Below are 7986 nucleotides of genomic sequence, written 5' to 3'. Positions count from 1 at the left end.
CCGGCAGCGACCGGCCCGGCCGAGGCGACCGGCGCGGCAGGGCAGGCCGTACCCCAGGCCACCGCCACGACGCAGGTGACGGGGCCGGAGCGGGTCTCCGCGCCCGCCCCCCAGCAGCCCGCCACGCCCGCCTCCCAGATCGCCGTCCACGTGCTGCCGCTCCGGCAGGACCCGGACGGCATCCACCGGCTCACCGTCCACCTGCACCCCGTCGACCTCGGCCCGGTCAGCGTCGTCGCCGAACTGCGCAACGGCGCCGTGCACCTGCAGCTCGCCGGGACCAGCGACGGCGCCTTCGACGCGCTGCGCTCGGCCCTGCCCTCGCTCCGCCAGGAGCTGGAGGAGGGCGGGTTCTCCGCCTGCACCCTGGACCTGCAGCGCGAGGCCCCCGGCGACGGCCGCCGCCCGGGCGAGCAGACCCAGCAGTTCTCCGAGCAGGGCCGCCAGGGCAACCAGGGACAGGCCGCCTCCGGCCTCACCGGCGCCGGCCGCACCGGGGACGCCTACCAGAACGCCCCCGCGCCCGCCGGCCTCCCGTCCGACGGATCGGGATCCCGCACGCTCAACGTCCGCCTGTAGCACCGCCTCTCCCAGGGAATCCGGAGGAATCCGTACGTGACCACCATCAGCGGGGCCGCGAGCACCGGCGCCACGACCGCCGCGACCGGCACGGCCGCCGCGTCGAGCGGGAACAGCAAGCTCGACAAGGACACGTTCCTGAAGCTCCTGGTCGCCCAGATGCGCTACCAGGACCCGAGCAACCCCACCGACACCTCCGCGTTCATGTCGCAGACCGCGCAGTTCACCGAGGTGGAGCGGATGGAGGAGCTCGTCAAGCAGCAGGGCGAACTGCTGGCGGCCCAGCTGCGGCTGTCGGCCAGCAGCCTCGTCGGCAAGACCGTCGGCTACACCGGACCAGACGGCACGGACGCCGTCGGTGTGGTCACCTCAGCCTCCTTCGGCAGCACCCCGACCCTGCGGGTCGGGGACACGGATGTACCGCTGTCCTCGGTCAAGGAAGTCACCAGCGCCGTCACGGGCGGCACCGAATCCACCGAAGGTAAGTGACATGCTCCGTTCCCTGTACTCCGGCATCAGCGGCCTGCGCGTCCACCAGACGATGATGGACGTCACCGGCAACAACATCGCCAACGTCAACACCACCGGCTTCAAGGGCTCCCAGACCGTCTTCCAGGACACCCTCAGCCAGATGATGCAGGCCGCGGGCGCGCCGCAGACCGGCACCCCCGGCGCCGGCGGCACCAACCCGGCCCAGGTCGGCCTGGGCGTGCGCCTGGCCGGCGTGCAGACCAACTTCGGCCAGGGCGCCGCGCAGACCACCGGGCGCAACCTCGACCTGATGATCCAGGGCGACGGCTTCTTCGCCGTGCAGAAGGGCAACGAGCAGCTCTACACCCGCGCGGGCGCGTTCAACTTCGACGCCAACGGCGCCATGGTCACCAGCGACGGCAACTTCGTGCTCGGCTGGAACGCCGCGACCGGCAACGTGCCGGTGCCTCCCACCGGGGCGCCGGAGCCGATCACGCTCCCCGGCGACGTGGAGTCCTTCACCATCTCCCCCGACGGCTCGCTCGTCGGCGTGCTCGCCGACGGCACCAAGCGCACGTTCGCCCAGGTCTCCATGGCGAACTTCGTGAACCCGGGCGGTCTGGAGAAGGCCGGCGGCTCGACCTACCGCGCCACCGTCAACTCCGGCGACGCCACCATCGGCACTGCGGGCACCGGCGGCATGGGCGCCCTGCAGACCGGCGCGCTGGAGATGTCCAACGTCGACCTGGGTCAGGAGTTCACCAACCTGATCATCGCCCAGCGCGGCTTCCAGGCCAACACCAAGGTCATCAGCACCTCCGACGAGCTGCTGAACGACCTGGTCAACCTCAAGCGCTAAGCGCTCCCCGCCCTCGGGGCGGGCCCACTGTGAAGGTCCCGGGACCCGGCGAAGGCCGAGTCCCGGGACCTTCACGTTCAAGCGGCCGGGTGGGCCTGTGCGGTCGGCCGGTACCTCATGGCCCCGGGTCTGCGATCTCGATGACATGCAGCGGATCGTCCAGTGCGCGGGACGGCTCCTGCCACTTGTCGTGGTCGAGGGTGAGGATGGGGCAGACCGACACGTTCGCGATGGCAGCGGTATGGGCGTCGAATGCGTCCAGACCGGTCCTGGCGATGACATCGGCCAGCGCGACGGCCTGCTCGGAGCCCTGTAGCGGGGCCACCATGACGGAGTCCAGAAGCTCCAGACCGGTCAGGAGATCGGCGGCGTCCTCGGTATGGGTGTCGGAGTGGGCACCGGCCATGGCCAGCGCGGGGACGATGACGGGCCAGCCTTCGGCGTCGTACCCCTGGATGAGCCCGATGAGATCGCTGTCACCGCGGGCGATCTCGATCAGAACGCTCATGTCCAGGATCCGAGGCGTGGGAGTGTGGTCGCTCATCCCGGCATCTGGCTTTCGATGTGAGCCATCATGCGGGCGACCCGGTCGGGGTCGGCATGAGCGGCCCTGGCTTTCAAGGCGGCGCGGGCCCGGCGGTCACGCCGCGCCTTCTCAGCCAGGGCGTCCGCGATCGCCGCAGAGACGGAGGTCGCCTTACCGGCATCGACGAGGTCGTTCACGTATGCCTCGAGATGCGGATCGATGGTGATGGTGATCCTGGACTTCTTCACACTCATACTCGGATCATACTGATCCTTCCGCCTGGCGTCCGGCGTCGTGGAGCAACGATCTTTCGTAGGGCCCGGGTCAGATCGTACGGACCTGATCTCGTTCGGCCAGCGCGGCGGTGAGGTAGCCGGGATCCAGATGGGGATTGTGGCGTGCGGCGATGCGGGCGAAGAGCCGCGTGCGGGATCCGTGCCGTGACGGGATGTCGTCCTGCCGGGCTTCGGCCGCCGCATCGGGCGTGAGGTCAGGGTGCATACCGTACGTCTTAGCAGCTCCCGCCGGTCTCCGGGGCGATCGCGGAGGAACGCCGGGCACCGGAAAGAAGGGACCTTGGTCCCGGTGGTTTTCTCAGGCGGCGCGGCGGGCGGCCGATGGAAGAGGTGTAACGCGGCCCGGGTACGGCCCGTCGCCCTCTGACGACCTCAAGGACGGACCTCGGTGATCCTTCTTACGCGCCTCAACGGCCCGGAGTTCGCGCTGAACCCCGACCTGATCGAGCGAGCGGACCAGACCCCCGACACGGTGATCACTCTCGTGGACGGGACGAAGTACATCATCGCCGAGTCCCTCAGCGAGTTCCTCGGACGGGTGCGCCGCTACCGCGCGGAGCTGATCGCCGACGCCGAGATCCTCGTCTCCTCGGGCACGCACCGCCTTCCGGCCGCGAGCGCGGGCCCCGCCGACGCCGACCAGCAGCGGGTCGTCCGCCTTCACCGACAGGAGCGCTGACCATGGATCCGGCAACCCTGGCCGGCATCGGCATCGCGGTGGTCTCCATCTTCGTGATGATGATCCTCGAGGGCTCCAACCCGATGTCGATCATGCTGCTCGCCCCGATGATCCTGGTCTTCGGCGGTACCTTCGGCGTGGCGATGGCGGGCGGCGTGCTGAGCGACGCCACCGGCATCGTCGGGCAGATCAAGCGCGCCCTCACCGCCAAGCCCACGCCCGGCACCGACCTGGTCGACGCGATCGTCAAGCTCTCCGAGCGCGCCCGCCGCGAGGGCCTGCTGGCCCTGGAGGACGCGGTCAAGGAGGTCGAGGACCCGTTCCTGCGCCGCGGCCTGGAACTGGCCATCGACGGCACCGACCCCGAGGAGCTCCGGGAGATCCTGGAGGCCGAGGTCGACGCCAAGCGCCGCGCGGACAAGGCCGGCGTGAAGATCTTCACCGACATGGGCGGCTACGCCCCCACGATCGGCATCATCGGCACCGTGGTCAGCCTGGTCCACGTGCTGGAGAACCTGAGCGAGCCCTCGAAGCTCGGCCACATGATCGGCGCCGCGTTCGTCGCGACCCTGTGGGGCGTGGCCAGCGCCAACGTGCTCTGGCTGCCCATCGGCAACCGGCTCAAGCGCATCAGCGAGCTAGAAGCCGCGCAGATGGAACTGACGATCGAGGGAATCGCCAACATCCAGGCCGGCACCAACCCGCGCCTGGTGTCCCAGAAGCTCAAGAGCCTGCTGCCTCCGGGGGAGACCACCGCCGAGAAGGCGAAGGCCGCCTGATGAGCACCAAGCCTCACCGCCGCAAGAAGAAACACGGCGGCGGCCACGAGGAGGAGGCCCACGCCGACGAGCGCTGGCTGGTCACCTACGGCGACATGCTCACCGTGCTGATGGCGCTGTTCATCGTGCTGTTCGCGATGAGCCAGGTCGACCAGAACAAGTTCAACGCGCTCAAGTCGAGCCTGTCGATGGCCTTCGGCCAGCCCGCCGTGACCTTCACCGCGCCGGGCAGCGCGGTGACCGGCGAGGCCGGCGGCGGGGAGTCGGCTCCCATGGAGTTCTCCTCCGTGCTGGGCAAGGGCGCCGACGGCGAGGCCGAGCAGAAGGCCCGCGACGCCATGGCCGCCCTCGACCGGGCCAAGGCCTCGGCCCGCGCGAAGAACGCGGAGGCGGAGGTCGAGAAGTTCGAGCGGATCAAGAAGAAGATCCAGGAGGCGCTGCGCAAGCAGAACGCCGAGGACAGCGTGCAGTTCCGCATCGACGAGCGCGGCCTGGTCGTCACCGTCGTCACCAGCTCCGTCGTGTTCGGCAACAACAGCGCCGAGCTGCTGCGCGACGGCCGGAAGATCATCGACTCGATCGCGCCGGCGCTGCGCACCGAGAAGAACCACATCGAGGTCGACGGGCACACCAACTGGCTGCCGATCACCTCGGGCCCGTACCCGTCGAACTGGGAGCTGTCGACCGCGCGCGCCTCCACGGTGGTGCGCCGGCTGGTGGCCAGGGGCATCTCCGCGCAGCGGCTGAACGCCTCCGGCTACGCCGACCAGCGGCCCCTGTACCCCGACACCGACTCCCGGTCGGTGACGCTGAACCGCCGGGTCGAGGTGGTCGTCCTGTCCGACCTCGACGCCGCGACCAAGACCCTGCTGCCGTCGGCCGCGGGCCAGTCCAGCACGAGCTGACCGAACCACACCCAGGAGACGAACACCATGGCCACCGCGAAGCTCAAGGCCGCGCCGGACGCCGAGGAGGCGAAGGGGGGCGGCAAGAAGTCCAAGAAGCCGCTCTTCATCGCCGGCGGAGTCGTGCTGGCCCTCGTCGCCGCGGCGGCGGCCTACTTCCTGCTGTTCGCCGGAGGCGGGGAGGCCGAGGAGCCCGCGCCGGAGCCCGGCGCCGTGGCCGCCCTCGACGCCATCACGATCAACCTCGCCGACGGGCACTTCCTGAAGCTGAAGCTGGCGCTGCAGGCGACCGCCGAGGTCGCCGAGGCGCCCGACGGCAGCAAGGCCCAGGACCTGGCCATCGACCACTTCAGCAACAGGGCGGTGGACGAGCTCTCCTCGGGCAAGGCGCGCAACCTGGCCAAGCAGGAGCTGCTGAAGAAGATCGAGAAGTCCTACGAGGGCGAGATCATGGACATCTACTTCACCGAGTTCGTCATGCAGTAGGCGCCGCCGCACGAGCCGCGCAGGACACCGCGCCGCCGCACGGCACGCGCAGGAGACAGGTACGGCACGCGCAGGACACCGCGCCGCCGCACGGCACGCGGAGGACACACCGCCGCCACGACGCGCACCGGCGGGGGACGCCACACGCACGCGATCCCCGCCGCGGGAACGGGACCCTCGTCACGAGGTGAACCCGCTTTCCGGCATTTCCTCATATCGGATGGATAACGGCCGATGTGTGATCTCGTGAGTCAGACGCAGCCTTCGGCCTCGACGCCCCGCTTGCTCGGACGGATGTCCCGCCGGGCGAAGATCTCCGACCCGCAGCCCTATGACTTCCGGCGTCCCATCAAGCTCTCCCGTGAGCACGTCCGCACCCTCCAGATCGCCTACGAGACGTTCGCCCGCCAGTACACGACCCTGCTCACCACCAGCCTGCGCGTGGTCTCCCAGGTCTCGCTCGTCTCGATCCAGCAGCTCACCTACGACGAGTACGTCTCGGCGCTGGGCAACCCGACCATCGTCGCCACCGTCGACCTGGAGCCGCTGCCCGGCACCGCCATCATGGAGTTCTCCCTGGGCACCGCGATGGCCAGCATCGACCACCTGCTCGGCGGCCCCGGCGGCGCCCAGGCGGAGCGCCCGCTGACCGACATGGAGACGCCCCTCCTGCGCGACCTGCTCACCCGGGTCCTGGAGGAGATGCACTACGCCTTCGAGTCGATCACCGAGATCCACCCGAAGCTGGGCGTCATCGACTACAACCCGCAGTTCGTGCAGGCCTGCGCCCCCGCCGACGCGGTCATCGTGGCCTCCTTCGACATGCGGGTGGGCAGCGAGGAGTGCCTGGCGACGATCTGCATGCCGTTCGCCTCGATCTTCCCCAAGCTCCAGGGCAACGACAACGACGTCACCCTCAGCTCGGGCCAGCGCGCCGCCCGCGAGGAGGCGCACCGCAACATGGCCGCCGCGCTCGGCACCACGCCCATCGACGTGGCGGTCCGCTTCGAGGCGGTACGGCTCCGCCCCGACCAGATCATCGGCCTGGAACCGGGCGACGTCGTGCCGCTCGGCCACCCCGTGACGGCTCCGCTGTCGGTGACGGCCGCGGACATCACCTTCGCCCACGCAGTGCCCGGTAGCCAGGGCCCGCGCCTGGCCTGCCTCGTCGTGCCCACGCCGCAGAACGAAACGGAAGCCCACTGATGACCACCACGATCACCGTCGCCCCCCGCGTGGAGCTCGGCATGGCCGCGGCCGAGGCCGCGCTGGTCCTGCTGCCCACCGGCGGCGCCCTGGAAGTCGGCACCCCCGTCTTCACCGTGCCGCAGGACCTGCCCGCCGGCCTGGCCGTGTGCGCCCGCTTCTCCGGCGTCACCCAGGGCGAGGTCGCGGTCGTCGTCGGCCAGGACCTGGTCGACGCCCTGCGGCAGAGCCCGCTCGGCGAGCTGGACCTGGCCAAGGCCGTGCAGCCCGCCCTGGAGGCGGCGGCCGGCAAGCTGGGCCCCGTCGTCCTGGAGCCGGCGCTGGCCGCCGAGCCCGAGGTCGGCCTGGGCGCGCTCGCCAACCGCGGCGAGTCGGTCTTCGTGCCGCTGCTGGAGGACGGCGTCGTGCGGGCCGTGCTCGCGCTGGTGGCGGTCTCCTGGCCGGTCCCCGCGGCCGCCCGCCCCGCGGGCAAGGCCAAGGCCGGCTTCGACCTGCTGCACGACGTCGAGATGAACGTCACCGCCGAGCTCGGCCGTACCCGGATGACCGTCCGCGAGCTGCTCTCGCTCGCGCCGGGCGCCGTGGTGGAGCTGGACCGCGCCGCGGGCAGCCCGGTCGACCTGCTGGTCAACGGCCGCCTGATCGCCCGCGGCGAGGTCGTCGTGATCGACGAGAACTTCGGCGTCCGCGTCACCGAGATCCTCTCCCCCGGCGGGGACCGGCAGTAGCCGCGTCCGCCGCCCGCCGCCGCCGACCGTCCCGACGTAGGAGCAGCACCCCGCAATGTTCGAGACCGTTCTGAGAATCACGTTCTCGCTCCTGGTCGTCCTGCTCCTGGTGTGGGGGCTGTCGAAGGTGGCCCGCAAGCCGCTGGCGGGGCGGAGCGGGGGACTGCTCACCGTGCTCGCCCGCCAGCAGCTGACCCGCAACTCCTCCGTCGCGGTCGTCCGGGTGACCGACCGGGCCCTGGTGCTCGGCGTCACCGACGGCCAGGTGACCCTTCTGGCCGAGGCGGACCTGGAGGCCGTGGAGCGCTACGGAGAGCAGTCCGAACAGCGCGTCCCCGTCTCCCTGCCCGCCGTCCTCCCGTCAGCCGACTCCTCTCCGGCTGATGCGGGGACGGCCGGGCGGGGCCCCATCGAGGGCCCCATCGAGGGTCCCGCCGCGGGCCCCCTCGCCGGGCTCGGCGCGCTGCTCCGC

The 7986-nt window shown here is 70.8% G+C and carries 13 protein-coding genes; 10 read left to right on the top strand and 3 right to left on the bottom strand.

The window, feature by feature from the left end; genetic code table 11:
- The 3 genes from ACWJ6R_RS25475 to flgF all read left to right on the top strand — a co-directional run.
- On the top strand, nt 1-579 hold a 579-nt coding region (locus ACWJ6R_RS25475), incomplete at its 5' end, for a flagellar hook-length control protein FliK (protein ID WP_449064658.1).
- Nucleotides 580-615: 36 nt separating this feature from the next.
- Nucleotides 616-1068, top strand: a complete 453-nt coding sequence (locus ACWJ6R_RS25470) for a flagellar hook assembly protein FlgD (protein ID WP_449064657.1) — start codon at nt 616-618, stop codon at nt 1066-1068.
- 1 nt (nt 1069) lies between these two features.
- Nucleotides 1070-1909: a flagellar basal-body rod protein FlgF gene (flgF, locus tag ACWJ6R_RS25465; RefSeq protein WP_449064656.1), complete on the top strand. Its 840-nt coding sequence runs from the start codon at nt 1070-1072 to the stop codon at nt 1907-1909.
- 115 nt (nt 1910-2024) lie between these two features.
- Here the strand turns inward: flgF and ACWJ6R_RS25460 are convergent, their stop codons facing one another.
- From ACWJ6R_RS25460 to ACWJ6R_RS25450, 3 genes are all read right to left on the bottom strand, one after another.
- Nucleotides 2025-2417 carry a hypothetical protein gene (locus ACWJ6R_RS25460; RefSeq protein ID WP_449064655.1) on the bottom strand — a complete coding sequence of 131 codons (393 nt, stop codon included), beginning with the start codon at nt 2415-2417 and terminating at the stop codon, nt 2025-2027.
- A 32-nt stretch (nt 2418-2449) separates the two neighbouring features.
- A complete protein-coding gene (locus ACWJ6R_RS25455) occupies nt 2450-2689 on the bottom strand; it encodes a ribbon-helix-helix domain-containing protein (protein ID WP_449064654.1) in 240 nt (79 codons plus the stop codon).
- A 70-nt stretch (nt 2690-2759) separates the two neighbouring features.
- On the bottom strand, nt 2760-2936 hold the full coding sequence (locus ACWJ6R_RS25450; protein ID WP_449064653.1) for a hypothetical protein: 177 nt from the start codon (nt 2934-2936) through the stop codon (nt 2760-2762).
- Nucleotides 2937-3119: 183 nt separating this feature from the next.
- On the opposite strand from ACWJ6R_RS25450, the gene ACWJ6R_RS25445 reads away from it, so the two are divergent.
- The 7 genes from ACWJ6R_RS25445 to fliO form a co-directional block, all read left to right on the top strand.
- Nucleotides 3120-3410: a flagellar FlbD family protein gene (locus ACWJ6R_RS25445; protein ID WP_449064652.1), complete on the top strand. Its 291-nt coding sequence runs from the start codon at nt 3120-3122 to the stop codon at nt 3408-3410.
- Between the two features lie 2 nt (nt 3411-3412).
- Complete coding sequence (locus ACWJ6R_RS25440; RefSeq protein WP_449064651.1) at nt 3413-4189, top strand: motility protein A; 777 nt, start codon at nt 3413-3415, stop codon at nt 4187-4189.
- Nucleotides 4189-5094, top strand: a complete 906-nt coding sequence (locus ACWJ6R_RS25435; RefSeq protein ID WP_449064650.1) for an OmpA/MotB family protein — start codon at nt 4189-4191, stop codon at nt 5092-5094. The genes ACWJ6R_RS25440 and ACWJ6R_RS25435 overlap by 1 nt, the downstream gene beginning before the upstream one ends.
- A gap of 27 nt (nt 5095-5121) precedes the next feature.
- Complete coding sequence (locus tag ACWJ6R_RS25430; RefSeq protein WP_449064649.1) at nt 5122-5580, top strand: flagellar basal body-associated FliL family protein; 459 nt, start codon at nt 5122-5124, stop codon at nt 5578-5580.
- Between the two features lie 294 nt (nt 5581-5874).
- Nucleotides 5875-6786 (top strand): flagellar motor switch protein FliM, encoded by a 912-nt coding sequence (locus tag ACWJ6R_RS25425; protein ID WP_449064648.1) that lies wholly within the window; start codon nt 5875-5877, stop codon nt 6784-6786.
- Nucleotides 6786-7514: a flagellar motor switch protein FliN gene (gene fliN / locus ACWJ6R_RS25420; RefSeq protein WP_449064647.1), complete on the top strand. Its 729-nt coding sequence runs from the start codon at nt 6786-6788 to the stop codon at nt 7512-7514. Before ACWJ6R_RS25425 ends, fliN begins: the two co-directional genes overlap by 1 nt.
- A 55-nt stretch (nt 7515-7569) precedes the next feature.
- On the top strand, nt 7570-7986 hold a 417-nt coding region (gene fliO, locus ACWJ6R_RS25415), incomplete at its 3' end, for a flagellar biosynthetic protein FliO (protein WP_449064646.1).

Source organism: Planomonospora algeriensis (assembly GCF_977012225.1).
The sequence above is the reverse complement of the archived record's forward strand: the minus strand, read 5'-3'. Positions and strand labels throughout refer to the sequence as shown.

Coding starts and splice junctions, on each gene's coding strand:
- ACWJ6R_RS25455 (WP_449064654.1), bottom strand. CDS start 2,689: ATGAGTGTGAAGAAGTCCAGGATCACCATCACCATCGATCCGCATCTC.
- ACWJ6R_RS25450 (WP_449064653.1), bottom strand. CDS start 2,936: ATGCACCCTGACCTCACGCCCGATGCGGCGGCCGAAGCCCGGCAGGAC.
- ACWJ6R_RS25460 (WP_449064655.1), bottom strand. CDS start 2,417: ATGAGCGTTCTGATCGAGATCGCCCGCGGTGACAGCGATCTCATCGGG.
- fliN (WP_449064647.1), top strand. CDS start 6,786: ATGACCACCACGATCACCGTCGCCCCCCGCGTGGAGCTCGGCATGGCC.
- ACWJ6R_RS25440 (WP_449064651.1), top strand. CDS start 3,413: ATGGATCCGGCAACCCTGGCCGGCATCGGCATCGCGGTGGTCTCCATC.
- flgF (WP_449064656.1), top strand. CDS start 1,070: ATGCTCCGTTCCCTGTACTCCGGCATCAGCGGCCTGCGCGTCCACCAG.
- ACWJ6R_RS25425 (WP_449064648.1), top strand. CDS start 5,875: ATGTCCCGCCGGGCGAAGATCTCCGACCCGCAGCCCTATGACTTCCGG.
- ACWJ6R_RS25435 (WP_449064650.1), top strand. CDS start 4,189: ATGAGCACCAAGCCTCACCGCCGCAAGAAGAAACACGGCGGCGGCCAC.
- ACWJ6R_RS25430 (WP_449064649.1), top strand. CDS start 5,122: ATGGCCACCGCGAAGCTCAAGGCCGCGCCGGACGCCGAGGAGGCGAAG.